This is a genomic window from Pollutimonas nitritireducens, from assembly GCF_002849615.1.
Taxonomy (GTDB): domain Bacteria; phylum Pseudomonadota; class Gammaproteobacteria; order Burkholderiales; family Burkholderiaceae_B; genus Pollutimonas; species Pollutimonas nitritireducens.
The window spans coordinates 25,382-51,704 of record NZ_PDNV01000007.1; the positions used below are offsets into that span (position 1 = coordinate 25,382).

General features: G+C 59.0%; 20 protein-coding genes. 6 read left to right on the top strand and 14 right to left on the bottom strand.

What is annotated here, in order from left to right:
- Positions 1-184 precede the first annotated feature (184 nt).
- On the top strand, positions 185-1,441 hold the full coding sequence (locus tag CR155_RS11575) for a hypothetical protein (protein ID WP_199171742.1): 1,257 nt from the start codon (positions 185-187) through the stop codon (positions 1,439-1,441).
- A gap of 42 nt (positions 1,442-1,483) precedes the next feature.
- The gene (locus CR155_RS11580; protein WP_439650441.1) at positions 1,484-1,792 is read left to right on the top strand and encodes a helix-turn-helix domain-containing protein; all 309 of its coding nucleotides are present in this window, start codon (positions 1,484-1,486) and stop codon (positions 1,790-1,792) included.
- A 74-nt stretch (positions 1,793-1,866) separates the two neighbouring features.
- Here the strand turns inward: CR155_RS11580 and guaA are convergent, their stop codons facing one another.
- Complete coding sequence (guaA, locus tag CR155_RS11585; protein WP_102070417.1) at positions 1,867-3,453, bottom strand: glutamine-hydrolyzing GMP synthase; 1,587 nt, start codon at positions 3,451-3,453, stop codon at positions 1,867-1,869.
- 108 nt (positions 3,454-3,561) lie between these two features.
- Here guaA and CR155_RS11590 point away from each other — a divergent pair, with 108 nt between their 5' ends.
- The gene (locus tag CR155_RS11590; RefSeq protein ID WP_102070204.1) at positions 3,562-4,725 is read left to right on the top strand and encodes a YbfB/YjiJ family MFS transporter; all 1,164 of its coding nucleotides are present in this window, start codon (positions 3,562-3,564) and stop codon (positions 4,723-4,725) included.
- Positions 4,726-4,790: 65 nt separating this feature from the next.
- Here the strand turns inward: CR155_RS11590 and guaB are convergent, their stop codons facing one another.
- From guaB to CR155_RS11640, 10 genes are all read right to left on the bottom strand, one after another.
- A complete protein-coding gene (gene guaB / locus CR155_RS11595; RefSeq protein ID WP_102070205.1) occupies positions 4,791-6,251 on the bottom strand; it encodes an IMP dehydrogenase in 1,461 nt (486 codons plus the stop codon).
- Between the two features lie 52 nt (positions 6,252-6,303).
- On the bottom strand, positions 6,304-10,359 hold the full coding sequence (gene purL, locus CR155_RS11600; RefSeq protein ID WP_102070206.1) for a phosphoribosylformylglycinamidine synthase: 4,056 nt from the start codon (positions 10,357-10,359) through the stop codon (positions 6,304-6,306).
- Between the two features lie 109 nt (positions 10,360-10,468).
- The gene (greB, locus tag CR155_RS11605; RefSeq protein ID WP_102070418.1) at positions 10,469-11,020 is read right to left on the bottom strand and encodes a transcription elongation factor GreB; all 552 of its coding nucleotides are present in this window, start codon (positions 11,018-11,020) and stop codon (positions 10,469-10,471) included.
- Positions 11,021-11,022: 2 nt separating this feature from the next.
- Positions 11,023-11,892: a 3',5'-nucleoside bisphosphate phosphatase gene (locus CR155_RS11610; RefSeq protein WP_102070207.1), complete on the bottom strand. Its 870-nt coding sequence runs from the start codon at positions 11,890-11,892 to the stop codon at positions 11,023-11,025.
- A 27-nt stretch (positions 11,893-11,919) separates the two neighbouring features.
- Positions 11,920-12,873, bottom strand: a complete 954-nt coding sequence (locus CR155_RS11615) for an alpha/beta fold hydrolase (RefSeq protein ID WP_233214201.1) — start codon at positions 12,871-12,873, stop codon at positions 11,920-11,922.
- A gap of 43 nt (positions 12,874-12,916) precedes the next feature.
- Positions 12,917-14,317 carry a dihydrolipoyl dehydrogenase gene (gene lpdA, locus CR155_RS11620; RefSeq protein ID WP_102070208.1) on the bottom strand — a complete coding sequence of 467 codons (1,401 nt, stop codon included), beginning with the start codon at positions 14,315-14,317 and terminating at the stop codon, positions 12,917-12,919.
- An 8-nt stretch (positions 14,318-14,325) separates the two neighbouring features.
- Positions 14,326-15,693, bottom strand: a complete 1,368-nt coding sequence (locus CR155_RS11625) for a dihydrolipoamide acetyltransferase family protein (protein ID WP_102070420.1) — start codon at positions 15,691-15,693, stop codon at positions 14,326-14,328.
- Positions 15,694-15,695: 2 nt separating this feature from the next.
- Positions 15,696-16,742 carry an alpha-ketoacid dehydrogenase subunit beta gene (locus CR155_RS11630; RefSeq protein WP_102070209.1) on the bottom strand — a complete coding sequence of 349 codons (1,047 nt, stop codon included), beginning with the start codon at positions 16,740-16,742 and terminating at the stop codon, positions 15,696-15,698.
- A gap of 2 nt (positions 16,743-16,744) precedes the next feature.
- On the bottom strand, positions 16,745-17,977 hold the full coding sequence (locus tag CR155_RS11635) for a 3-methyl-2-oxobutanoate dehydrogenase (2-methylpropanoyl-transferring) subunit alpha (RefSeq protein ID WP_102070421.1): 1,233 nt from the start codon (positions 17,975-17,977) through the stop codon (positions 16,745-16,747).
- Positions 17,978-18,104: 127 nt separating this feature from the next.
- Positions 18,105-20,606 carry a DNA internalization-related competence protein ComEC/Rec2 gene (locus tag CR155_RS11640; protein ID WP_102070210.1) on the bottom strand — a complete coding sequence of 834 codons (2,502 nt, stop codon included), beginning with the start codon at positions 20,604-20,606 and terminating at the stop codon, positions 18,105-18,107.
- Between the two features lie 64 nt (positions 20,607-20,670).
- On the opposite strand from CR155_RS11640, the gene CR155_RS20790 reads away from it, so the two are divergent.
- Entirely contained in the window at positions 20,671-20,808 is a 138-nt protein-coding gene (locus CR155_RS20790) for a hypothetical protein (RefSeq protein ID WP_158238262.1), read from the top strand.
- On the opposite strand, the gene CR155_RS11645 is transcribed toward CR155_RS20790, so the two are convergent.
- Genes CR155_RS11645 through CR155_RS11655 form a run of 3 tightly spaced genes read right to left on the bottom strand, consistent with a single transcriptional unit; the run spans position 20,805 to position 23,631 of the window.
- Positions 20,805-21,617, bottom strand: coding sequence for a TatD family hydrolase (locus CR155_RS11645; RefSeq protein ID WP_102070211.1), 813 nt, complete (start codon positions 21,615-21,617; stop codon positions 20,805-20,807). The two genes, CR155_RS20790 and CR155_RS11645, sit on opposite strands and share 4 nt — an antisense overlap.
- Positions 21,618-21,647: 30 nt before the next feature.
- Positions 21,648-22,367 carry an ABC transporter ATP-binding protein gene (locus CR155_RS11650; protein ID WP_102070212.1) on the bottom strand — a complete coding sequence of 240 codons (720 nt, stop codon included), beginning with the start codon at positions 22,365-22,367 and terminating at the stop codon, positions 21,648-21,650.
- The gene (locus CR155_RS11655) at positions 22,360-23,631 is read right to left on the bottom strand and encodes a lipoprotein-releasing ABC transporter permease subunit (RefSeq protein WP_102070213.1); all 1,272 of its coding nucleotides are present in this window, start codon (positions 23,629-23,631) and stop codon (positions 22,360-22,362) included. The genes CR155_RS11650 and CR155_RS11655 overlap by 8 nt, the downstream gene beginning before the upstream one ends.
- A gap of 40 nt (positions 23,632-23,671) precedes the next feature.
- Between CR155_RS11655 and CR155_RS11660 the strand changes: the two genes are divergently transcribed.
- Together CR155_RS11660 and recJ are read left to right on the top strand one after the other, a co-directional pair.
- Entirely contained in the window at positions 23,672-24,613 is a 942-nt protein-coding gene (locus tag CR155_RS11660) for a hypothetical protein (RefSeq protein WP_102070214.1), read from the top strand.
- Complete coding sequence (recJ, locus tag CR155_RS11665) at positions 24,595-26,313, top strand: single-stranded-DNA-specific exonuclease RecJ (RefSeq protein WP_102070215.1); 1,719 nt, start codon at positions 24,595-24,597, stop codon at positions 26,311-26,313. Before CR155_RS11660 ends, recJ begins: the two co-directional genes overlap by 19 nt.
- Positions 26,314-26,323: the final 10 nt, after the last annotated feature.

A 26,323-nucleotide genomic window follows, 5' to 3' on the forward strand; every position in this document is an offset into this window, starting at 1 on the left:
CAGTTCAAACCACATCAGCACCCATGCCGAATCGACTTTTAACCAGGCCTGTCCGATGCGTACGGCCCCATACATCATGCGTGGGCATCAACGAGGCGGCGCGCTTACGCACCTCGGAACTCGGAACCCGCTCGGCATTTTGCCAGCGGGTGATTCTTTCATCGTGGTAAATGGAGCAGGTCTTATGCGCCAGGTCGCCGTCTCGCTCGTAGCCGTAACGTTGCTGGGGCTCGCCGCCACAGCCTATGCCGACAAAAGTGCCTTGGATGAACGGTCCACATCGCTGGCAGACCCACGTCGTTTCACTCACGGCATAGGCGCAGCCCACAGCGGACATCAAGATGTGTATATCTTCTATAGCCGTTCATCCTTGGCGCCTGATGCAGAAGACAGCCAAGTTCCCTGGTCGCATGATGTTTACGTTGCCGTTTGGAATGCCGCATCTGGCGAGCTTGGTTCGAGCCGGATATTTATTGGCGAACCAGAAGCTCAAGAGCCAGTTTCTGTGGCACAGAACGCCAGCGGCAACATCATGTTGACACTGGAAGACGGTTGGAAGGCCGATCACGATGTGACACAGCGCTATGGCGTGTACGACAAACATCTGGAACCGGTTCGGCCCTATCCCGTCGAGGTCGAGCCTGGCGGACATTCTGGCCATGTCGCCGCCGTGGGTGATTCTTTCGTCGTGGCATATTCGGATGGCTGGGTGAATTTCGGCGGCCAGGACAATTTGGGTAGCGGCAACGGCGTATACGCCAAGGTGTATGACGGAAGCGGGGTTGAGCTGCACCAAATCGACATCGTCCACGCACAACGTGCCTGGTGGCCTGTTGTGGCTGGCGGCAAAACACATGCCATGGTGGCCTGGCAAGAACTGGTCGGTCGCCGCAAACTGCCTCAGCTTAAATTTGCGCTCATTGATGCCGGTTCGGGCGAATTGGGGCCCGCGACACTCTTACATAATGCAGTCCAATACTACACATACAATGTAAGCTGGTTAAAGGCACCTGAACGATTTTTGGTGGTTGGTACTGCCGACGGCCATGGTTTTGCCCGCGTCATCGACAGCCGCGGGCGCATTACTGCGTCACTTTCCTGTCTGCCAGCTACCGTGCGCGAGGCGGGTATTGCGGTGCAGGATGGAGGCAGCATCAATGCGACCGCCTACGCTTATATCCCTGCCGCCAACGGACGACTAATGCAACTGCGTGTCGAACCCACCTCCCTTACCTTGTCCGGACTGCTTGCGCCCAGCGGCGGCAAATTGGTGAGTTGGCATCCTGTCGGAGGCACGGGATTGTTTGCATCCAGTGGGATGCTCTATTGGCTATCGCTTACCCGTGGAGGGGTGGAACAGATACGATTCGACTTGGCTACGAAGGTGGGGGAAACGACGCCGCCTCTCGGGCGGCCGCTAGGCGGCTCGGCGTGCCAATAACTGATAACGAGCTTTTAGCGCGATGAATTGATCAAGAAGATGATGATGGATCCAGCCGTACGCGCCGAGTACGAGCGCATCGACCGCGAGGAAATGCCGAGGTTGGATACCATCCTAAGGACTCGCGCTGGAGCCGAGCTCACACAAGCCCAAGTAGCCGAACGCATGGGTACCAAGGCCCCAGCTGTGGCACGGCTGGAAAACTCGCTGGTAACCGGCAAGCATTCCCCGTCACTTGCTACGCTTCAGAAGTATGCAGCCGCCCTGGGAACAAACTGGAAGTACGATTCAGCTGACCAATATCGACAAGCTGTTTATACCCAAACTACAAACCAGCGGCATGCGTTCTAAGTAATTACCGACTTCGGCATGCCGTCTTCTTTTATCAGTGTATGCCTTGAATTTTACTGTATAAATATACAGTCTTACTCCCACTCAATCGTAGCCGGCGGCTTGCTGGACACGTCGTAAGTCACCCGGTTGATGCCCCGCACTTCGTTGATAATGCGCGACGAAACCTTCTTCAACAGCGCATATGGCAGCTCAGCCCAATCAGCCGTCATGAAATCGGATGTCTGTACAGCGCGCAGGGCCACGACGTAATCGTAGGTGCGACCGTCCCCCATCACGCCCACCGATTTCACCGGCAGAAATACGGCGAATGCCTGCGAGGTCAGGTCGTACCAGCTCTTGCCGCTGATAGGGTCGATAGTTTTGCGCAGCTCTTCGATGAAGATCGCGTCGGCGGAGCGCAACAGATCAGCGAATTCGTGCTTGACCTCACCCAGAATGCGCACGCCCAGGCCCGGACCCGGAAATGGGTGGCGATACACCATGGGAGGCGGCAGGCCCAGCGCCACGCCCAGCTTGCGTACTTCATCTTTGAAGAGCTCGCGCAAAGGCTCCAACAACTTCATATTTAGTGTATCGGGCAAACCGCCTACATTGTGGTGCGACTTGATGGCCACCGCCTTGCCGGTTTTTCCGCCGGCCGATTCGATGACATCGGGATAAATCGTGCCTTGCGCGAGCCACCGGGCGTTGGCCAGCTTTCCTGCTTCGGCCTGGAAGACTTCAACGAATTCGCGGCCGATAATCTTGCGCTTGGCTTCAGGATCAGACACCCCGGCCAGCTTGCCCATGAATTGCTCAGTAGCGTCGACATGAATGACCTTTATGCCAAAGTGATCGGCGAAGGTCTCCATGACTTGCTTGCCTTCGTTGAGTCGCAGTAGTCCATGGTCCACGAATACGCACGTAAGCTGGTCGCCGATGGCTTTATGTATCAGTGCAGCCGCCACCGACGAGTCCACCCCGCCCGACAGGCCCAGGATGACTTCTTCCGTGCCGACCTGGGCACGGATGTTGGCAACGGCCTCCTCGACGTAGTCCGGCATGTTCCAATCCCGACTGCAGCCGCAGATTTCGGTGACGAATCGGGCAAGTATCGCTTCGCCCTGAGTGGTGTGCGTGACTTCGGGATGGAATTGCAGACCGTAGAAACCACGTTCCTCGTCGGCCATGCCAGCAATTGGGCATGAAGGCGTGGATGCCATCAGCGTGAAGCCAGGCGGCAGCGCCGTTACCTTGTCCCCGTGACTCATCCATGCCTTGAGCATGCCATGGCCTTCGGTCGTCATGAAATCCTGCAGGCCATCGAGCAGACGCGTATGACCATGGGCCCGGACCTCGGCATAGCCGAACTCGCGATGATCAGACCATTCGACTTTGCCACCCAACTGAGCCGCCATGGACTGCATGCCATAGCAAATGCCCAGGACCGGCACACCCGCTTCGAAAACCTTGGTGGGCACTTTCAGCGATTCTTCGTGGTAGGCAGAAGCGTGGCTGCCCGACAGGATGATACCCTTGAGCCCCTCCAGCGACTCGATGAAGGCATTGTCGACGTCACCGGGGTGGATTTCGCAAAAGACGCCAGCGTCGCGTACGCGTCTAGCGATGAGTTGAGTGACTTGAGAGCCGTAATCGAGGATGAGAATGCGCTGGTGCATGGCAGGAAAGAAAAAAAGAAAGCAAGGCGTTAATGTAACGTATTGAGCAGCGTTACGCTGGAAGATCTGGCCCAATACGGCTACAGTTCGATGTAACAGGGAGTCTCCATGCAAACCAGGCAATCGGCCGCCGTTCTTTCGTTTTCAGGTTTCATTGCGCTTGCAGTCGCCATGGGCATCGGGCGATTCGCGTTCACGCCCATGCTGCCGATGATGCAGTCCGATGCCGGGCTCGGGCTGGCCGAAGGGGGATGGCTTGCCAGTGCCAACTATTTGGGATATCTGGTCGGGGCCCTGATGGCGGCAAACATGCCATGGTCAGCAACGGTGCAGTTGCGAGCCGGGCTGGCGATTGTCATCGTGACCACCGCGGCGATGGGCATCACCGACAGTTGGACCAGCTGGCTAGTATGGCGATTCACTGCCGGCGTGGCCAGCGCCTGGGTGCTGGTCAGCACTTCGTCGCTTTGCCTGACCCGGCTGGCGTCACTGGGACAGTCGCGCAGGGCCGGCCAGGTCTTTGCCGGTGTGGGCAGCGGCATAGCCGTGGCGGGCCTGTTGTGCTTGATCATGACGATAGCAGCCGTCTCCTCGTCTTTTGCATGGCTGATGCTTGGTCTAACCGCCCTGCTGGGTGCCTGGGGCACACGCAGTTTGTGGATCACGCCTTCGGGCCCAACTGGTGCGGCGGCCGCTGCACAACCCAACCCTGACCCTTCGGCAAAAACCTTCGTTCTCAAGTCCCACTGGAAGCTGATACTTTGCTATGGGCTTTTCGGGTTCGGATATATATTGCCGGCCACGTTCTTGCCGGCACAGGCGAAGCTGCTGGTGGCGGATCCTGCACTCTTCGGCCTGGCCTGGCCGCTATTCGGGCTCGCTGCGGCAGTGTCAACGCTACTGACAAGCCGACTAACTGCGGTTTATACGCGGCGTGCCGTCTGGGCGGTGGCCCAGTTGATCATGGCGGCCGGCCTCCTTCTGCCCATCGTCTGGCCGAGCCTGATTTCGATTGGGATCGCGGCCGTGTGCGTGGGCGGAACCTTCATGGTGGTTACGATGCTTGGAATGCAGGAAGCCCATGCAACAGCCCGCACGGGTCAGGCTCGCAAGCTGTTGGGTGCCCTGACAGCCGCCTTCGCCGCCGGTCAACTTGCGGGGCCTATCATTTTCAGCCTGACCAATGAGTACATTTCAGCAGGGCTGGGGTCCGCACTGGGGCTGGCGGCCATGGGACTACTGCTAAGCAGCTACTTGCTGCTGAAATCCTGAAGTGTCCGGCAATACGACACACGATTGTCGGCGCCCGGCCTATCGGCCGAGCGCCTGGGCGCGGCTTATTCAGCGCGGTAGTTGGGCGCTTCTTTGGTGATTTGCACGTCGTGCACGTGCGATTCGCGCACGCCCGCCGATGTGATTTCCACGAACTCGGCCTTGGTGCGCATTTCTTCGATTGAAGCGCAACCGCAATAACCCATGGAAGCGCGAATGCCGCCTATCAATTGATAGATGATGGCAATAACACTGCCTTTGTAGGGTACGCGGCCTTCTATCCCTTCGGGAACGAGCTTGTCGACATTGTTACTGGGATCCTGGAAATAGCGGTCGGCCGAGCCATCGGCCATCGCACCCAGGCTGCCCATGCCGCGATAGGATTTATATGAGCGGCCCTGAAACAGAACGACCTCGCCCGGCGCTTCTTCAGTGCCCGCAAACATGCCGCCCATCATGCAGGCTGAGGCGCCGGCCGCCAGTGCCTTGGAAACATCGCCGGAATAACGGATGCCGCCGTCGGCGATGAGTGGGACACCGGTGCCTTGAAGCGCCTTGGCAACGTCGGCTATGGCCGTTATTTGTGGAACGCCCACACCGGCAACAATACGCGTGGTGCAGATGGATCCCGGACCGATACCGACTTTGACGCAATCGGCACCCACTTCAACCAAAGCCCTGGCCGCGCCGGCGGTGGCAATGTTGCCACCGATGACCTGGATTTTAGGGTAGTTTTTCTTGACCCAACGCACACGTTCGATGACGCCGGCGGAATGGCCATGCGCCGTATCGACCACGATGACGTCGACACCCGCGGCAGCAAGCTTTTCGACCCGTTCCTCGGTACCTTCACCCACCCCTACGGCCGCGCCTACGCGCAACTGGCCCTGGCTGTCTTTCGAAGCGCTGGGGTGTTCGGTGTTCTTGACGATGTCCTTGACCGTTGCAAGGCCGCGCAACTGGAATTTATCGTTGACGATCAGTACGCGTTCAAGGCGGTGCTTGTGCATGAGGGACTGCGCTTCATCCAGCGTCGCGCCCTCTTTCATGGTGATCAGACGATCTTGCGGCGTCATGACGTCGCGCAGCGGAAGATCGAGTCTGTCTTCGAACCGGAGATCGCGATTGGTCACGATACCCACCAGTTTACCTGCTTCAACGACCGGCAGGCCCGAGAACCCATGCTGGCGTTGCAATGCAATCGCATCTCGGACTTTCATGGTAGGCGTGACGGTAACCGGATCAATCACGATGCCGAACTCGTGGCGCTTGACGCGAGCGACTTCGCGCGCCTGCTGGTCGGCGGTTAGATTCTTATGGACGATGCCTATGCCGCCTTCCTGCGCCATGGCAATGGCCAGGCGTGATTCAGTCACGGTATCCATTGCGGCGGAAACCAACGGGATATTCAACGTGATATCGCGGGTGAAACGAGTGGCAAGTGACGTATCGCGAGGCAATACATCGGAGTACGCGGGAACCAACAACACATCGTCGAAGGTGAGCGCTTTTTTGATTAGACGCATGAACGAGCTCCGTGCAAAGCAAGATTATACGCGAACCTAGGGTCTTTACCTATCATCCCAGCCAAACCCGGGCATTACGGAACATGCGCAGCCACGGGCTATAGCCTCCGTGGAGGGTATCCTTGCCACCGGTGTCCAGCGGACCCCAACTCTCGGGCGCCCAGGACATCGTGACATTCCGCGTAACCCGTTCCGGGTGAGGCATAAGCACCGTGAAGCGCCCATCTTTCGTCGTGACCCCCGTAAGGCCTTGAGGACTGCCATTTGGATTGGCCGGATACTGCTCGGTACGCTGGCCCCGGTTATCGATGAAGTTCAAGGCACTATGCACCTGTGCAAGATCCCCTTGCGTCGAAAAGTCGGCATAGCCCTCGCCGTGCGCGACAGCCACTGGCACACGTGTGCCGGCCATGCCTTGCATGAACAAAGAAGGCGACTCGGGAATCTCAACCAGGGACAGGCGTGCTTCATACTTCTCCGACTGATTGCGTGTAAAGCGCGGCCAGTGTTGCGCGCCAGGGATCATGCTGGCCAATGCAGCCATCATCTGGCAACCGTTGCAGACGCCCAACGCAAAGGTATCTGACCGGCCAAAGTAAGCGGCAAACTGGTCCGCCAGCTGATCGTTATGGCGTATGGTTCGCGCCCAGCCTTCGCCGGCCCCGAGTACATCGCCATAGCTGAAGCCGCCCACGGCAACGAGTCCCTGCACATCCTCCAGTCGGGTTCTGCCCGACAAGAGGTCGGTCATGTGCACGTCTTGTGCTTCGAAACCCGCCTTGTCGAAGGCCCATGCCATTTCCACCTGGCTGTTGCACCCCTGCTCGCGCAGGATGGCGACCTTGGGCCGCTTGCCGGTGAGAATATATGGGGCCGCGACGTCTTCCTGCGGATTGAAGGACACCGATGCGGCCATGCCAGGATCGGAATTGTCTTTCCATGTATCGAATTCGGACCGCGCGCATTCGGGGTTATCGCGCAACGCCATGATGCGTCGGCTGACTTCGCTCCATTGCTGGCCCAACTCTTCGCGCGGCTTCTGATATATGCAGTTCCCGTCGCGGAAAATCTGGATCTCGTCTTTCGTGTTCAGACCGCCGATCACATGGGAATGTGCCGACAAGCCGTGGGCACGCAGCTGCTGCAGTACGATGTTGCGCTGCGTCAGCGGCACCTGGATGACGGCGCCGGCTTCCTCCGCAAACAAGGCCTTGAGCGTAAGTTCATCGCGCTGTACCGATATCTGTTCGGAGCGGATTTTATAATCGCCCCAGTCCGCGGCCACCGGATCAATGGTCAGCATATCGAGGTTGATCGATACCCCGACATGCCCGGCAAAAGCCATCTCGCAGACGGTAGCCAGCAATCCCCCGTCGGAACGGTCGTGATAGGCCAGAATGTGCCCATCGGCGGCAAGCTGGCGCAGCACCTTGAAGAAGGCGATGAGTAATGGTGCATTCGTCATGTCGGGTACTGTGACGCCGACCCGGTTGAATGCCTGCGCCAGGATCGAGGCGCCCAGGCGTTGTTGCCCCAGGCCGAGATCGATAAGGATCAGCGCGGTATCGCCGGCATCGGTGCGCAGCTGTGGCGTCAGGGTGGCGCGCACGTCGGCGACGGGTGCAAAGGCTGTAACAATAAGCGAAACAGGCGCCAGAACTTCGCGCTGCTCGCCATTGCGTGACCATGCGGTACGCATGGACAGTGAATCCTTGCCCACCGGTATGGACAAGCCCAGTTGCTGGCACCAGTCGCTGATTGCCGAGACGGTGTCATACAAGGCCGCATCCTGACCGGCCGCCCCGCAAGCCGCCATCCAGTTGGCGGAAAGCTTCACGTCTTTCAGCGATTGCACATCGCTGGCCACGAGGTTGGTCAGGGCTTCGACGATGGCCATCCGTCCCGAAGCGGGCGCATCGATCATGGCCAGCGGCGTACGTTCGCCCATGGACATGGCCTCGCCGCGGACACCTTCGTAGTCCGCCAGGGTGACTGCGCAATCGGCAACAGGCACTTGCCACGGTCCGACCATCTGGTCCCGGCTGGTAAGACCGCCCACCGTGCGATCGCCTATGGTTATCAAGAAGGTTTTGTTGGCCACCGTGGGGTGACGCAACACCCGGTCGATGGCCTCAGCTAGCGGTATATCGGTGATATCAAGTTCGGTGCCCACAACTTTCGTGCGCTGGACATCGCGGGTCATGCGAGGGGGCTTGCCAAGGATCACATCGACCGGGACGTCGACGGGACGAAAGCCGACGGCCTCGTGCATGGCCCCGGCCGGCGAAACACCGGGCAAGCCTTCACCATAGGTGACGCGCAACTGACGCTCTTGCGTGGCCACGCCGACCACGGCGTATGGGCAGCGCTCGCGTCGCGCGATTGCGTCGAATCGCGCCAAATCTTCGGACTGGATCGCCAGGACATAGCGTTCCTGCGATTCATTGCTCCAAATTTCAGCTGCCGACAGTCCCGACTCTTCAAGATGAACTTGCTGAAGTTCAAAAATGGCACCGCGCCCGGCATCGTTGACCAGTTCCGGGAAGGCGTTGGATAGGCCTCCCGCCCCGACATCATGGATGGCGATGATCGGATTGCTTTCTCCTTGCTGCCAGCAGCGGTCGATGACTTCCTGGGCACGGCGCTCGATCTCGGGGTTGCCCCGCTGTACCGAGTCAAAATCCAGCTCGGCGCTGTTGGTGCCGGCGCTCATGCTGGATGCTGCGCTCCCGCCCATGCCTATGCGCATGCCAGGACCGCCCAACTGGATCAGCAAGGCGCCAGGCGGTATGGGATCTTTATGGGTGAGGCGATCATCGATAGAGCCCAGGCCGCCGGCAATCATGATGGGCTTGTGATAGCCCCAGCGCGTGTCGCCGGCCGTTTGCTCCAGGGTCCGGAAATAGCCCAGCAAATTGGGACGCCCGAATTCGTTATTGAAGGCGGCCCCGCCCAGTGGCCCTTCAATCATGATATCCAGCGGACTCGCGATGCGGTCGGGCGAACCATGGGGATCCGTTTCCCATGGTTCGGGCGCATCCTTGAAGCACAGGTCGGATACCGTGAACCCGGTCAGTCCTGCCTTGGGCTTGGAACCACGGCCTGTAGCACCCTCGTCTCGGATTTCACCGCCCGCGCCGGTCGCGGCGCCCTGGAAAGGCGCAATAGCGGTGGGATGATTATGCGTCTCCACCTTCATCAGCGTATGCACCAGAGCATCATGGTGCTCGTACACGGAGGACGATGATGCTTTCCCGGCGTGGAACAGCGTTGCCGGTCCGCCCGTCATGATGGCGGAATTATCGGAGTACGCCACCACAGTGCCTTCCGGCTGCGCGGCATGCGTGGCCCTTATCATGCCGAACAATGTATTTTGCTGCGCTATGCCGTCGATGACCCACTGCGCGTTGAAAATCTTGTGGCGGCAATGCTCGCTATTGGCTTGCGCAAACATCATCAACTCGACATCAGTGGGATTGCGCCCCAACTGCTTGAACGCCGTATCCAGATAGTCGACCTCGTCGTCCGAGAGCGCCAGCCCCAATGCGCGGTTGGCCTGTTCAAGGGCCTCCTGGCCCCGGCCGATCACGTCTATCGTCTGAATGGGCTTGCCCGGCAAGGAAGCAAACAAGGCTTCGCCATTGAACTCCGCATCCACTACGGTTTCAGTCATGCGGTCGTGCAGGCAGTCTGCTATCTGGGCCAATTGTCCGGCATCGATGGACTTGGCGCCGAGCAAGCCACGCGCTGGAGTGATCGTGTAGCGAATTCCCCGCTCGATGCGGCGCACGACCGGCAAGCCGCAATTGTGAGCAATGTCGGTCGCCTTGCTGGCCCATGGAGAAACTGTGCCGAAACGCGGCACGACACGCAGGACCAGGTCGCTCTTTCCTTGCTTTCCATCTTCGCGAAGACTGCCGTAATCAAGGAGCTGTTCAAGTTTGGACTGATCGGGAGGGGTCAGGACGGCATCAGTCCACACGTAATGTTCGTAGCGACCGGAGATATCGGCAACCGGCAGATCAAGTTCAATAAACCGTTGCAGCAACTGCTCGCGGCGAAACGAAGACAGGACTGAAGAGCCGAGGAGATACTGGATAGGATTCACGATACGACGCAGGCAATAGAGGGGAAACGCCCATTTTACCTGCTTGCTTAACAAGCCGTTTAACGGGCAGCCCGGCTGGCGGATAGCCCGCCGGGTTGAACCCCGAGGCTCACGGGTAATGCACTTCCAGAATATCCAGTTCATCAATGCCGGCGGGTGTACGCAACGTGACCGTGTCACCTTCGCGTGCCTTGGTCAGCGCCCGCGCAACAGGCGAAATCCAGCTGATCTTGCCGGCCAGGGGTTCGGCCTCGTCCACGCCTACAATGGTGACCCGGAACTCTTCGCCTGCCCTATCGGAATATACGACGGTGGCACCGAAGAAAACCTGATCCCGATTGGGCTGCGCCGCCGGATCAACGACCTCGGCAATTTCGAGGCGCTTGGTCAGGAAGCGCATGCGCCTGTCGATTTCACGCAATCGTTTTTTACCGTAGAGATAGTCGCCGTTCTCTGAACGATCGCCGTTGGATGCCGCCCAAGAAACGATTTGCACGATCGACGGACGCTCGACCGTGATCAGATGAGCGAGCTCATCACGCAGCCGCTGATAGCCTTGCGTGGTGATGTAGTTCTTCGTACCTGGAGGGAGCTTTACCGTCTCAGGACCCAGGTCGTCATCATCGTCGTTATCGGATTCTTTTACAAAAGCTTTGTTCATGGTCATACCCAATCGTGCCACACCGGCGTCAGGTCGGATGGAAGCGAAGGAAGTTCGCCGAGATCGAGCCGCGCTTCAGTAGGACTGTGGAAATCGGAACCGCAAGACGCCAGGAATCCGTAACGTCGGGCCACGCCGGCATATTGCACGTATTGTGCCGACGTGTGACTGCCCGTGATGACCTCGATTGCGGTGCCGCCAAGTTCCTTGAACTCATCAAACAGGGCGTCAAATTGCATGGGCGAATAATCATAGCGTCCCGGGTGCGCAATCGCGGCTCGGCCACCCGCCGCAACGATCCAGCTGACCGCTTGTGCAAGCGTGGACCAATGCACTTGCACATTGGCGGGCTTGTTCTCCCCCAGATATTTATCGAACACCATCTGCATGTTCTTGCAGTATCCCTGCTCGACCAGAAAGCGGGCAAAGTGAGTTCTGCTGATCAGCGACGGATTGCCCGCAAATTTCATGGCGCCGGCGTAGCTATCCGGCACCCCCATGGATGTCAGCCTGTCCGCCATTTCCCTGGCCCGAACACTACGGCCCGCTCGTATTTCCGCCAAGCCTGCGTTCAAGCCAGCATTGGTCTCGTCCACATTGAGTCCGAGCACGTGGATCGTTTGTCTTCCCCATGTGACGGAGACTTCGACGCCCGACACATAGGACATACCGAGGGACGTAGCCGATTGCCGGGCTTCGGCGATGCCCGACAGTTCGTCGTGGTCGGTCAGTGCCCAGAGCTGCACGCCATTGGCGTGCGCGCGGGCGGCCAGCTCCGATGGCGCGAGGACTCCATCGGAAACGACGGAGTGGGAATGCAGGTCGACTTTAATATTCACTCTTGCGATGCGAAAGAATTCCGAAGGCAACATGCCGTCGGAATTCTTAGTGTACGCCGTTTAGTTTTCGAGTAAAAATTCGACCAATGGATCGATTTGGTCAGCGCTGCGGAAGGTTGGAGCGTGACCCACATTAGGCACATTGTGCAGGCTGGCATGGCGATTGCGCTGGAGCATTTCAGTGGCAACTTCGGCGGTCAGCAGATCGGATTCTTCGCCGCGCACCACTAGTATGGGTGTATTGATACTCTCGTAGGCGGCCCACAATATGGCTTCCGATGCCTGAATCTTAGCCTCGGATTCATTGGCAAAAGGTTCTGCGATCCGCAGGTCATAGTGCTTGACCCAGCAGTCGCCTTGCTTATTGAACACATGCCTGGTGAGATCTTCCCATCCGTTCTGATCATGATTTCCAAAGCCGGCCGATACCGTGCGTACGTATCCGACAGCCTTCTCGAACGTATCGAACTTCAGCGGCTCGCCCACATATTCGGCAATACGGGTCAAGCCTGCAAAGCTTAACTTGGGGCCTATATCGTTAAGAACCATCTTGCCCAGGGAAATCGTGTTCTCCGCCGGCAAACCGCAACTGCCGCGATCCGGTCTGGCCAATGCCGACATCGTCAGCGCACCTGCCAATCCCAGGCCGATGAGACCTCCCATGGAAGTTCCCACCCAGTCCAGCTGAGTCGGTTTAAGGCGTGCAATAAGGGTGATCATATCGCCGACATACTGCGGTACGACGTAACTCGCCGCATTGATGAGCCAATCGGACTTCCCCCGACCTACGACATCGGGGCAGACCACCCGATAATGAGTGGCCAGGCGCTGCGCCAGGAGATCAAAATCGCGACCGGTGCGGGTCAGTCCATGTACACATAGCAAGACACGGTCATTATCGGGATCGCCCCATTCCCAATAGGCCATGCGGTGTGTGCCAGCCAGGCTGGCACACATGACGTAGTCGAGCCTGGGCCCTGGCTGTTCACTGCGCATGTATGTGGTATCGATCATGTAGCCCCTCACTGCAGAATGGAGCTCAGATTGTAGCGTAGCACTAGATATGCAGTGCATGGCCCAATGCGCGCATTGCCGCTTCCTGGATTGCTTCACCCAGGGAAGGATGAGCGTGGATGGTGCCCGCCACATCCTCCAGGCGCGCGCCCATTTCGAGCGATTGCGAAAAAGCGGCGCTCAGTTCCGATACGCCCCCGCCCACCGCCTGCCAGCCAAGAATCAAGTGGTTGTCACGACGGGCGACCACCCGAACGAAGCCGTCGCTGGATTCGAGCGTCATGGCCCTGCCGTTTGCCGAGAAGGGAAAGCTGGCGCTGATTGCATCCACCCCTGCTGTTTCGGCTTCGCCGGGCGACAGGCCAGACACTACAATTTCGGGATCCGTGAAGCAGACTGCCGGAATCGAGGCCGGGACAAAGCGGCGATGTTTCCCTGAAATAATCTCGGCGACCATCTCGCCCTGCGCCATGGCGCGATGGGCAAGCATAGGCTCTCCAGCCACATCGCCAATAGCCCAGACACCCCGCATCGATGTCCTGCATTGATCGTCGATACGTACCGCGGAGCCGTTCATATCGAGCAACAGGGATTCAAGGCCAAACCCCGCGATGCGCGGACGCCGCCCTATCGCGACTAGGATCTGCTCGACGGCCAGCGTCGATTCGGCACCCTGAGCATCCTTTATTCGCAAGTGGCCGGCATCGTCCAGCCCCAGTACGCTGCACGAAAGGTGCAAGGAGACACCCAGCTTCTTGAGGGAAGCGAGTACCGGCTTGGACAGCTCGGTATCGTAGGCGGGTAGAATCCGTTCCTGCGCTTCGACGATGGTGACCTCCACGCCCAGCTTGCGGTAGGCCATGCCCAATTCCATCCCGATATAGCCGGCGCCGACCACGGCCATAGACGTCGGCAATGCGCCCGGCGACAGTGCCTGTGTAGAAGAAATGACCTGGCTACCAAACGGCATGGAGGGCAATGCGACGGGCTCGGACCCGGTAGCCAGCAGCAAATGTTCGCAGGAGATGCGCAGCCCGCTGCCAGGCTGGGCCGCTGGTGAACTCACTATCTCGACAGTTTTACCATCAACGATGCGTGCCCATCCCTTGACGACCTGAACGCCGCTTTTCTTCAGCAGTGATGCCACGCCCCCCGTCAGCCGCTCGACAATGCCATCTTTCCACGCCGTAGTGCGAACGATATCAACGATTGGTGAACCTGCCTGTATGCCCAGGGGCGATTCAGTGTCGTAGCGCGCTAGCTTGTGGAATTCTTCGGCAGCATGTATGAGAGCTTTGGACGGGATACAACCGACGTTCAGGCAGGTTCCGCCCACATTTTCATTCTCGACGAGAACGGTTTGAATACCCAGTTGCGCCGCGCGTATGGCGGCCACGTATCCACCTGGGCCACCGCCGAGTATCAGTAACTGGCTTGTTTGCATTTCGCTTCCTATTCGATGAACAGCATGGCCGGGCATTCAAGAAAGCCCCGTATGCGCTGGATGAATTCGGCGGCATGCATGCCATCGACCACCCGATGATCGAATGACGAAGACAGATTCATTATCTTGCGCGCCACCACAGCGCCATTGAGTATGACGGGGCGTTCAACCACCTTGTTCACACCGACAATAGCCACTTCGGGATGGTTGATGACCGGCGTTGAAACAATGCCGCCCAAGGCTCCCAGACTGGTAAGCGTGATGGTGGAGCCCGACAGTTCATCGCGAACGGCATTTCCATTGCGCGCCGCATCCGCGAGGCGCTTGATTTCAACGGCACAAGACCAAAGGTCGTGCGTTTCCGCGTGCCGCAACACCGGCACCATCAGACCGGCATCGGTCTGGGCGGCAATCCCTAAATGGACTCCGGCGTAGCGCGTGACCGTTCCATTGTCATCATCGAATCGTGCATTGATCTGCGGGAATTCACGCAGGGCCAGGATCATGGCCCTGGCCAGAAAGGGCAGAATCGTCAGTTTGCCTCTCTGCGACGCCCACTTTATATTCAAGCGCTCGCGTAATGCGTCCAGCTCGGTGACATCGACTTCCTCTACATAGGTAAAGTGCGGAATGCGCCGTTTGGACTCCTGCATTCTTTGGGCTATTTTGCGCCGCAAGCCTATGATGGGAACCTGGGTTTCCTCATCGCGCAGCAAGTAGGCCGCGCCTCGCCCGGTTGCCACCGCGGTGTAGGCACCTTGCGCGACATAGGCATCCAGGTCGGCGTGGGTGATGCGCCCCGCCACACCCGTACCGACGAGGTATTGCAACTGGACACCCAGATCCCATGCGCGCTTGCGCACCGCGGGAGATGCCAATGGCTTTTCACCGGCCTTGCGGACCGCAGCACCTGGCGCGGCGGCGTTAGGCTGTGCGGCATCTCGCCGTGGCGCGTCGCCCCGCTCGGACATAGGCCGCACCCCGACTTCGATTGTAGTTTCAGGTGCGGATTCAGGACCGGGCTTGGAGTCAGGCACAACCACGGATTTCGCGGCGGAGATAACAGCATCCGGAGCGGAAGACGACAAGGACGACGCGCGCCCCGACCCTTTTGAGCTAGACGCATTGCCCGCGCCCTCAACCTCCAGCCGTATCAATTCGGAACCCACCGCCATGACCTCTCCCACGGCGCCGCCGAGCGAGACCACTGTTCCATGAACGGGTGAAGGCACTTGCACTGTCGCCTTGTCGGTCATGACATCGGCCAGGAGCTGATCTTCGACCACCGTATCGCCCGGTTTGACGTGCCATTCGACCAACTCCACCTCGGCAATGCCTTCGCCGATATCCGGCATTTTTATCGTATGAATACCCATGCTCATTGCTCCCCTGCTTCACGCAACACCCTGCGATAGGCCTCGGCTACCCGTTGGGGGCTGGGGAAATATGCCCATTCGTGGGCATGCGGGTATGGCGTATCCCAACCGGCAATCCGTTCTATAGGCGCTTCGAGATGATAAAAACAATGTTCCTGGATAAGCGCCGTGAGTTCCGCACCAAATCCGCTGGTCTGCGTGGCTTCGTGGAGGACGACGCAACGGCCGGTTTTCTTGACCGAATTGACTATCGTATCGAGGTCCAAAGGCCAAAGACTGCGCAGATCAATGACCTCGGCATCAATACCCGACAGCTTGGCGGCCTCGTCGGCCACATAGACCATGGTGCCGTAGGTAAGGACGGTCAGGTCGGCCCCGGACCGGAAAATCGAGGCCGATTCAAGCGCAACGGTGTAATACCCTTCTGGTACATTTCCCAGGGGATGCTTGGACCACGGCACTACGGGCTGATCGTGGTGCCCGTCGAACGGACCGTTATACAGGCGCTTCGGTTCCAGGAAGATGACCGGATCGTCGCATTCGATAGAGGCGATCAGCAAGCCTTTCGCATCGTAGGGATTGGACGGCATGACCGTACGCAAACCACTGACGTGAGTGAATAATGCCTCGGGACTTTGGCTATGGGTCTGGCCACCATAAATGCCGCCGCCGCAGGGCATGCGTATTGTGAGCGGCGCGATGAAATCGCCTGCGGATCGGTATCGCAACCTTGCCGCTTCCGAAACGATCTGGTCGGTGGCAGGATAGAAATAGTCAGCAAACTGGATCTCCACCACAGGACGCAAGCCATAGGCGCCCATCCCGACCGCCGCGCCGACAATGCCCCCTTCCGAGATGGGCGCGTCAAAGACGCGATGGCGCCCATGCTTGGCCTGCAAACCCTCTGTGCATCGGAACACGCCGCCGAAGTAGCCGACATCCTGTCCAAAGATGACAACATTCCCGTCGCGTTCCAGCATCACATCCATTGCGGAACGCAACGCCTGGATCATTGTCATCGGAGTCGTTTTTTGTTGCTTGGCCGGCATGGTCACACCCCCGCTTTCTGACGTTGAAGGCGCAAGTGCCAAGGCATGTCTTTATAGACGTCCTCGAACATGGTCGCGACACTGGAGGTCTGCCCGGTCGCCAGCGTACCATGACTTTCGGCCTGTTTCTGCGCGGCAATGACTTCCGCCTCGTAGTCTTTCTGCGTGCGTTGATGTTCTTCCTCGGACCATGCACCAATCCGCATCAGGTGCTGCTTCAGACGTGCGATGGGATCGCCCAGAGGAAAGCGTGCCCAGTCATCAGCAGGCCTGTACTTGGTGGGATCGTCGGAGGTCGAATGCGGCCCGGCCCGGTAGGTAACCCATTCTATAAGCGTGGGGCCGAGATTGCTGCGTGCGCGCTCGATGGCCCATTGCGAAGCCGCAAAAACGGCCAGGAAGTCATTGCCATCGACACGCAGCGACACAATGCCGCTGCCGACACCGCGCGCCGCAAAGGTTGTGCTTTCGCCCCCTGCGAGCGCCTGGAATGTGGATATTGCCCACTGATTATTGATGACGTTAAGTATCACCGGCGCCTGATAGACATGGGCAAAGGTCAGCGCCGTCTGGAAATCCGCCGCCGCGGTGGCGCCGTCGCCAATCCAGGCCGATGCGATTTTTGTATCACCCTTGATGGCCGACGCCATGGCCCACCCGACAGCCTGGACGAACTGCGTGGCGAGATTGCCGGAAATCGAAAAGAAACCCGCCTCGCGCATGGAGTACATCACAGGCAGTTGCCGCCCCTTCAGGCTGTCGCGGTCATTGGAAAACAACTGGCACATCATGTCGAACAAGGGGACGTCTTGCGCAATCAGGAGATTCTGTTGGCGGTAAGACGGAAAGCACATGTCGCCCTTGGAAAGGGCCATGACCTGGGCAGTGCCTACGGCTTCCTCGCCAAGACTTTGCATATAGAACGACATTTTTTTTTGCCGCTGGGCAATCAACATTCGCGCATCGTAGATGCGCGTCTTGATCATGGATTGCAGGCCCTTGCGCAGCAGCTGCGGGTCGATGTCTTGTGACCATGGCCCCAGCGCGTTGCCATCGTCGTCCAGCACGCGCACCAGCGTGTACGCCATGTCGGTCGTGTCGGTTGCTGATGTGTCCAACGGAGGTTTGCGTACCGCGCCGGCATCGGCTAGCCGCAAATAGGAGAAGTCGGTGGCGTGGCCGGGTCGCCCGGAGGGTTCGGGCACGTGCAGTCGTAACGGGATAGTTTGTCTCATGCTTGCTTCAGAAAATGTCTTATGGAATTTTCGAACCGATGGTTTTTTCTTAACCGTCTTTTGAACAGCTGCTTCAATCATCGCCGATCCGGCTGCTATCCGCAAGCGCCCGGGGGTGGGGGCAACCCTAGCGGCCATGCCAATATCGGCGTGCAGAACCGCGTTCGCCAGAAACCAACAAGCCTGCCGGGCGGGACGTGACTGTGACGGCACCGTGTTGATCGGTGCGCCATACCCTCGCACCTGCCGCTTTCCAGCGACCTACCACCAGCGAACTGGGATGACCATATCGATTCCATAGGCCCGCCTGAGCCACCACATGGCCGGGCTGTGCAGCACTGACGAACTGCGGGCTCGACGAGTTCTTTGATCCATGATGCGCTGCCAGCACGACATCCAGACGTTCCAGCCCCCTGTCGACCAGCAAAAATTCCTGCGCGGCGCCGATATCACCAGGAAGCAACACAGAATGGTGGCTTCCCCGAATGCGCAACACGCAGGTGTCGTCATTGCGGTTCTTGCGCGATCGCGACGGCTTGGACGGAACGGACTTGAGAGGCCATAGAAACTCGAATGCCACTCCATCGATCTGCCAGGAAACTCCATATTCGCACCGCGACATCGCCAGCGGCGCGGGCGGTATTTGCTGAGGGACGCCGAGAAGCCGCGCCTCGCGTGACAGGTAGTGCGCCGCATCGAATGAACTATAGGACTGTCCCACGGCCAGCCCGCTCAGGATGCTGCGCAAGCCGCCAGCATGGTCGATATCGGCATGCGAGATCACCAGCGTATCGAGCTTCCTGATACCGCGTGATCGCAGGAACGGCACTATGGTGCGAGCGCCATCATCAGAACTGGCGCTGCTGCGCAATCCGGTATCGAACAATAAGGAGTGGCCGGCTGTCTGCACTACGATGGCGCTGGCCTGTCCGACATCCAGCGCATACAAGTCCCAGCCTCCCTGCGGTGGCCTCTGCGGTGTCCATAACAAGGCCGGCAGCGTAAACAGCCACGCCGCATTACGAAAAGGCAACCCGTATGGCAGGACGGCGAGCATCAGCCCCAGCATGGCAAACAATGTCAGCCACAGCGGTGCTGCCGCCGCATTAAAGCTGGCCGCCCGAAAATCGGAGAGCCACACTGTAGGCACCATCGTCCAGTCAAGCGCAAGATGTCCCACCCATGCCAGGGCCGTAGCCAGCCACTCCAGCCCTGGAATAAATGCGGCCGTCGCCAGCAACAAGGAAACGGGTGTGACAATCAAGCTGATGACTGGGATGGCATAGACATTGGCCAGCGGCGAAATCAGGGACACCTCGTGAAAAATCAATGCCAATAAAGGCATCAAACCCACCGTGATGGCCAGTTGCAAACGCGTGGCGGTAGCCGCGAAGCGGAGCCACCGCTGGCCTCGTGTGGCTGAGGATCGTCGCGCCGATTGTCCCCACCACCCGGCGCTTGCCATCAGGATATACACGGCGGAAAACGACAGCCAGAATCCACTGGCGAGCAATGCCCAGGGATCCAGAAGCACGACTGAAAATGCCACGAGCGAGAGCAACCGCGATGCGTTCAGGGGCAGGCGCAACATATAAGCGATTGCCACTACAGCCAGCATCAGGAAAGTTCGGCGGGCCGGAACCCCCCACCCCGCCAGCAGGCAATAAACCCATGCGACCACCAACGCCGCCATGGCCCCAGCCAGCTGCGCTGGGAACCTTTCGGCCAGATAGTGACCGCGTATTCGTATGCGTCGCCATAGCCAGTAGACCAGGCTGCCTCCAAGCGCCGCGATCATCGTAATGTGGGATCCGCTGATTGAGACCAGGTGTGTAATGCCTGTTCGATTGAATACCGACCAGTCGGAAGCATCGACACTGGCCTGATCCCCGATTGCCAGCGCGAGCAGCACGGCGCCATAGCGCTTGCCTTCCAGATAGGGCTGCATGGCGTACCGCACGTGATAGCGTGCTCGTTGCGCGATGATCGACAGACTCGCCCAGGGATCGTCGCCGATATATCGGGGCTCGCCGCGTACGCTCCCAGTCGCCCTCAGGCCCCGCGCGAACATGTACGCTTCATAGTCGAACGCATGCGGATTTTGGTTGCCATGAGGTTTTTTCAACGTCAACGCCATACGCCAGATCTGACCCGGCCTCAGGTCAGGAAAGACGGCATGGGCGGCTGCGCTTAGGCCGGCATTTCGGCCCGCTCCGCTATAAGGCCCAGCCCAGTTCGGGGCCGTCCAGGTGACCAGGATGCGCGAGGGCACACCCTCAGGCTTGGAGGATAGAACCTCCGCCTCGAATTGGCGGCTTTCGTGACTGGACTTGGGTAACGCGGCAATACGCAGCACAACCCTCGATACTTGATTTTCGTTGATAGGCTGAAGTTCATCCGCCAGCCTGTGTTCCGCCCTGGCTACAGTGATGAGCAGCCCGACCAGCGCGGCCCACACCGGTAGCAGCACACGCCACCGAATCGCAGGCCCAAGTAAACAAACCGTAGAAGACAAGAGCCCCGCGCCTGCCAGGATTCCCCACCATAGCGATTGCGTGGGCAGTTCGGGCAGACACTGCACCGCCCCGGTCGCAGCGACGAAAGCCAGCAGACAGATACGCCCAGTCACGCTCGCATGCTCCAAATCGACTAGCGTACTGTCGGAGCTGGTGGAAATGACGTACTAGACGGACATGAAACTCCCTTCGGATATCACCGACGCAAGCCATCATGGACATACCGACATTCAATGTGAATTGGGCGACTTGCTGATCGCTGAACAGGCCCGCTGGGCGCAAGTCGTGAAGAAGACCGGGTTCAAGATAAATTAAGCCGCCCCCGCCAGGCGCGGCAACACCCGCCTGGCATTTGCCGCCGATGCAAGAATAATGTCTTCAAGATCTGCATTGCGAAGCTGCGCCATCACTTGCGCTATTCCGGCCACTTCAGCCGGTTCATTGCGCGGTATCGCTTCTCCTGGTCGGCTGAGCCATGCCGGTGGGATATCCGGCGCATCAGTTTCCAGCACCAACGACTCCATGGGTAGCTGCGTTGCCAGGCGTCGTATCTGCAGGGCTCGGCCATAGGTCATTGCGCCACCAAAACCCAGCGCGAAACCCAAATCGATAAACTGTTGCGCTTGCTGGAAACTGCCATTGAAGGCGTGGGCGATTCCGCCGATGCGAGGCCGCCGGCGCAAATGCTTCAACAATATATCTTGTGAGCGTCGCACATGCAGCAGCACCGGTAAGCCGTAGCGCTGTGCAAGATCCAGCTGGGCAGAATAATACGTTTCCTGTTTCTCGCGCATCTCAGGCGTTTTCAATGCGGGAACGAAGAAGTCCAGCCCGATCTCGCCTATTGCGATAAAGCGTCGGTCATCCAGCGACTGCCGTATCTGGATCTCAAGTTCGGCGAGGTCCGAGTGCTGGGCATCGGGTATGAAGATGGGATGTATTCCCAGCGCATAGCTGCCACCTCTGAACGAATGCGCAAGCTCACGCACAATCTCAAAATTGAAACGTGCCACCGAAGGAATCACGATGCCACCCACGCCTTTCTCGCCGGAACGCTCGATTACCGCGGCACGGTCTGCCGTGAACTCACTGGCATCAAGGTGGCAGTGCGTGTCGATCAACATCGCAATTCCTTGAGCGCGCTACCCAATTTTTCATTTCTCCAAATTCAGTGGAGGCACCTCGGGGTCGACGAGCCGACCCTTCTCCATGGCCAGTTGGCGATGCGCCAGGGCAGCCAGTGCCGGATCGTGTGTGACGATGGCAAAGGCTGTATTGAAATCCCGATTCATGCGCACCAGCAACTCGAACATGCTTTCAGCGGTATTGCGATCAAGATTGCCGGTGGGCTCATCGGCCAGCACGCAGGTCGGCCGCGTTACCAAAGCGCGGGCCAACGCCACGCGCTGACGTTCACCTCCCGATAGCTGTCCTGGATAGTGGTCAATACGGGCCGACAACCCAACTTGTTCCAGCACGAGTTGAGCCTGTTCCCGGGCAAGGCCGCGTTTTTCACGCCGCACGATAAGCGGCATCGCGACATTGTCCAGCGCCGAAAACTCGGATAGAAGGTGGTGGAACTGATAAACGAAACCCAGGCTTCGATTCCGCAGCTTGCTGCGCTGGGCCTCGTTCAGGCCGTCGGCTGACTCACCGTTGATCGATACCGAGCCTGAGGTCGGGAGGTCGAGCAAACCAAGGGTATGCAGCAAGGTGCTTTTCCCCGAGCCCGAGGCCCCTACAATGGCTACCATTTCGCCCGCATCCACGTGCAGGCTTACATCGCGTAGGACTTCGATGGCCACGCCGCCTTCATGATATGTCTTGACCAGATTACGCGCGCTCAGCGCGTGGACGACGGGTGTATCAATCATGGCGCAGCACCTCTGCCGGTTGCAGACTGGACGCACGCCAGCTGGGATAAAGGGTAGCCAGCAGGGACAATACCAGCGACGTAAGGGCTACAACGAGAATGTCGTTGATCTGTGGATTGGAGGGCAGCTCGCTGATGAAATAAATTTGCTGCGGCAGGAATTGCACGCCCAGCATACGTTCAATGAAGGGAACAATGACGTCAATGTTATACGCCACCAGGGTTCCGAAGCCGAGCCCCAGCAGGGTTCCAACGATACCAATAAGCGAGCCCTGGACCAGGAATATCTTCGCGATCTCGCGTGGACTGGCACCCAATGTGCGCAATATGGCGATATCGGAGCGCTTGTCCTTGACCGCCATGACAAGCGAAGACAACAGGTTGAAGGCCGCCACCGCCACAATCAAGGCAAGTATCAGGAACATCATGCGTTTCTCGGTCTGAACGGCGGCAAACCATGTACGGTTATTCAACGTCCAGTCTTGCGCGTGCACGAATGGCGGCAAGGCCTTGCTCAAACTCCGGGCGACCAAGGGTGCCCGCTGCATGTCCGAAATACGCAATCGCACACCGCTGGTTCCACTATCCCTGAACACCTTGGCGGCATCCTCGTAATTGATGAAAGCCAGCGTGGCATCGTATTCGTAGTAACCGGAAGAGAACAGTCCAGTGACCGTGAATTGGCGCATGCGCGGGGTGAACCCCGCGGGCGAAATGGATCCTTGGGGAGCAAGCACCATGACGGTATCGCCCGCATTGACCCCCAACGTTGTGGCCAATTGGTTGCCCAGGACTATTGAGTAGCTGCCCGCCTTCAGTGCGGAGATATCTCCCGCAATCATTTGACCCCCGACATCCGAAACGTCACTTTCACGCAGTGGATCGATACCGCGCAATTGCACCCCGCTCAAGGCTTCGCCGCGCACTATCATGGCTTGTGCTGCAACAAAAGGCGCTGCACCAGTGACTTCCGGATTTTCCTTCGCCATATCCGCGATCGCCTGCCATTGCATAAGCACCTGCTCGGGATCGGTGCGAGGCACATAAAGTTCGATGTGGGGCAACACCGACAACATGCGGTCCCTGACCTGAGTCTGGAATCCGTTCATGACGGAAAGCACCACGATCAACGCGGCCACGCCCAACGCGATACCGGCCATCGAACTGGCCGCAATAAACGAAACGAAACGGTCGCCCCTGCCGACACGACGCTTCGAACGCGCCAAGCCCGCATAGCGCGCGCCTATCCAAAATTCATATGCCATTGTTGAAGCCACCGTTTTCCATTAACACTACAATCCAGGAATGCAAATCGTACTACCTGGGGCATTGCCCGACCCTCGCGAGGCGCGCGAACTGACTTCCTATCTGCAAAACGCCGCACCGACACTTGTGCGCTGGCTTGAGCAAGGACGCGCCCGCACCATTGCGGCCGATCCGGCATCGAGCGGCTGCACGCCACACGAGCAGTGGTTGTTGGCCGCCAGTGGATTCAAGCCCCGGAAAGAACAGAATCTTAGCGCAGGCCTGGCTCCTCTGTGGCTGCAGCAGCCAGTGGCAGACAATACATCTGTCTGGCTGACCGAATTGGTGCATGTATCGCCGTCCCGGGATGGCGCCGCCTTGCTGCCGGCTCGTGAGCTCGCGATCACGCGAGAGCAGAGTGTAGCCTTGTTCGAATCGGCGCAACCCTTGTTTGCCGATTCGGGTTTTACGCTACATGCCGACAGCATCGAACGCTGGCGGCTTGAATTGCCCGCCGGATTTGCGCCGCAAAGCGCCAGCCCGGCGCTCGTCAGCATAAGTACGGTGAACGACTGGTGGCCGCAGGACGTGGACGCACGCCCCTGGCGGCGCCTGGTCAATGAACTGCAGATGGCCTGGTTCGAACACCCTGTCAACCAGACGCGTTACAGGCAAAGTCTGGTGCCCATTAACAGCCTCTGGCTGTTCGGCGGTGCCAGCGCCGAACAATTAACGTTCGGCAAGGACAAGACAAGCGACGCGCAGACGCACGATGCCTTGCTTGCGCCGGCCACGAGCCATGACTGGGGGGGATGGCTCGCCGCGCTTCAGCAGCTGGAAGCTGCCGTGTTCAAGCCCTTGGCAGGCGGGCCGACCCCAGGCGTCGTATTGATGGGAACGGACCGCATCGTGGAGGTCCAACCAATGCCATGGGGGCAATGGATACAATGGCTTCCGGGCAGTCGTCTAGCATGGAGAAAGTGGTGGTCACCCCAAAACTAAGCAATCGGCTGGCCGACTTCCAGGCCAGTCAAGCCCTCGAGGCGGCAGGCATACATCCATTGCTTGCGCGTTTGTGGGCAGCGCGAGGCGTAAGCTGCCTTGGCGATACCCAGCTTGTCTGGGGCGCCCTGATTCCGCCGGGAAAACTCACCCACATCCAGCATGCCGCCAGCATTCTGGCTGACGCCATCCACAATGGCAAGCGCCTGCTGATCGTGGCTGACTACGATTGCGACGGCGCAACCGCCTGCGCGGTCGGCATGCGCGGCCTGCGCAGCATGGGTGCCATTGTCGATTTCCTGGTGCCGAACCGGTTCGAAACCGGCTACGGGCTTTCACCGGCGGTGGTAAGCCTGGCCGTTCAGCACCCGTCGGGTAAGCCTGATATTCTCATCACCGTGGACAATGGCATTGCCAGCGTCGACGGTGTCCAGGCTGCAAAGCTCGCCGGCATCGATGTGGTCATCACGGATCATCACCTGCCGGGAGATACGCTGCCTCAAGCGCTCGCTATCGTCAATCCGAATCAACCGGGCTGTGGGTTTCCATCCAAGAATCTGGCCGGCGTAGGTGTCATTTTCTATCTTTTGCTGGCCCTGCGCGCCGAAATGCGGCAGCGCGGCGTCTATCCCAAAGATGGCGGTCCCCGACTTGACAGCCTGGCCGACCTGGTGGCGTTGGGCACGGTGGCCGACGTGGTCAAGCTCGATGCCAACAATCGCGTGCTTGTCACACAGGGCCTGCAGAAAATGCGGGCCGGAAAGATGCAGGCAGGCATCCGCGCGTTGTTCGCCGTATCCGGGCGCGAGCCACGCCAAGCCAGTGGCTTTGATCTGGGCTTTGCCCTGGGACCCCGCATCAATGCCGCGGGGCGACTGGCTGACATGAGCATAGGCATCAACTGCCTGATTACGGATGACGAAGGGGAAGCGCTCGAGCTCGCTCGGCAGCTCGATGGCATGAACCAGGAGCGTCGTGGCATTGAAACGACCATGCGTGAAGAAGCGCTTGCGGCAATCGAGGCATCCACGCCGGTCATCGGCGCCACGGTATGTGTCTATCATCCCGAGTGGCACCAGGGCGTCGTTGGCCTGGTCGCGTCACGCCTGAAAGAAACCTATTGGCGTCCGACGCTGGCCTTCGCCCGTTCGGACTCGGGCGAATTGCGCGGCTCCGGCCGCTCCATTCCGGATGTGCATTTGCGCGACGTCCTTGACCTGGTATCCAAACGCTATCCAGGCATCATCCTGAAGTTCGGAGGCCACGCCATGGCCGCTGGACTGACGCTGCGTGAAGATGCGTACGCGCAGTTCATTGAAGGTTTCGACGCGGCGGTGATTGAGCTGAGCGGCAAGGCCAGCTTTGATCCCGTCATCGAAACCGACGGATCACTGGAAACCGGATACGCCAATGCGGAGGTGGCAGGATTGCTGCAGCAACAAGTTTGGGGTGCAGGTTTCCCCGCGCCCGTCTTCCGCGATACCTTCCACGTGCGGCAACAGCGGCTGCTGAAAGACAAGCACTTGAAGTTGAACCTCGAACGAGGCAATCAACGCTTCGACGCCATCTGGTTCAATCACGCCGACATGCTGCCGGAGTACGCCGATGTGGCATACCGGCTGGACCAGAACGTCTGGAACGGAGTCGTGTCGGCACAACTGATCATCGAACACGCCTGTGCGACCGACTACCGCCAGTAAGAACAGGCGC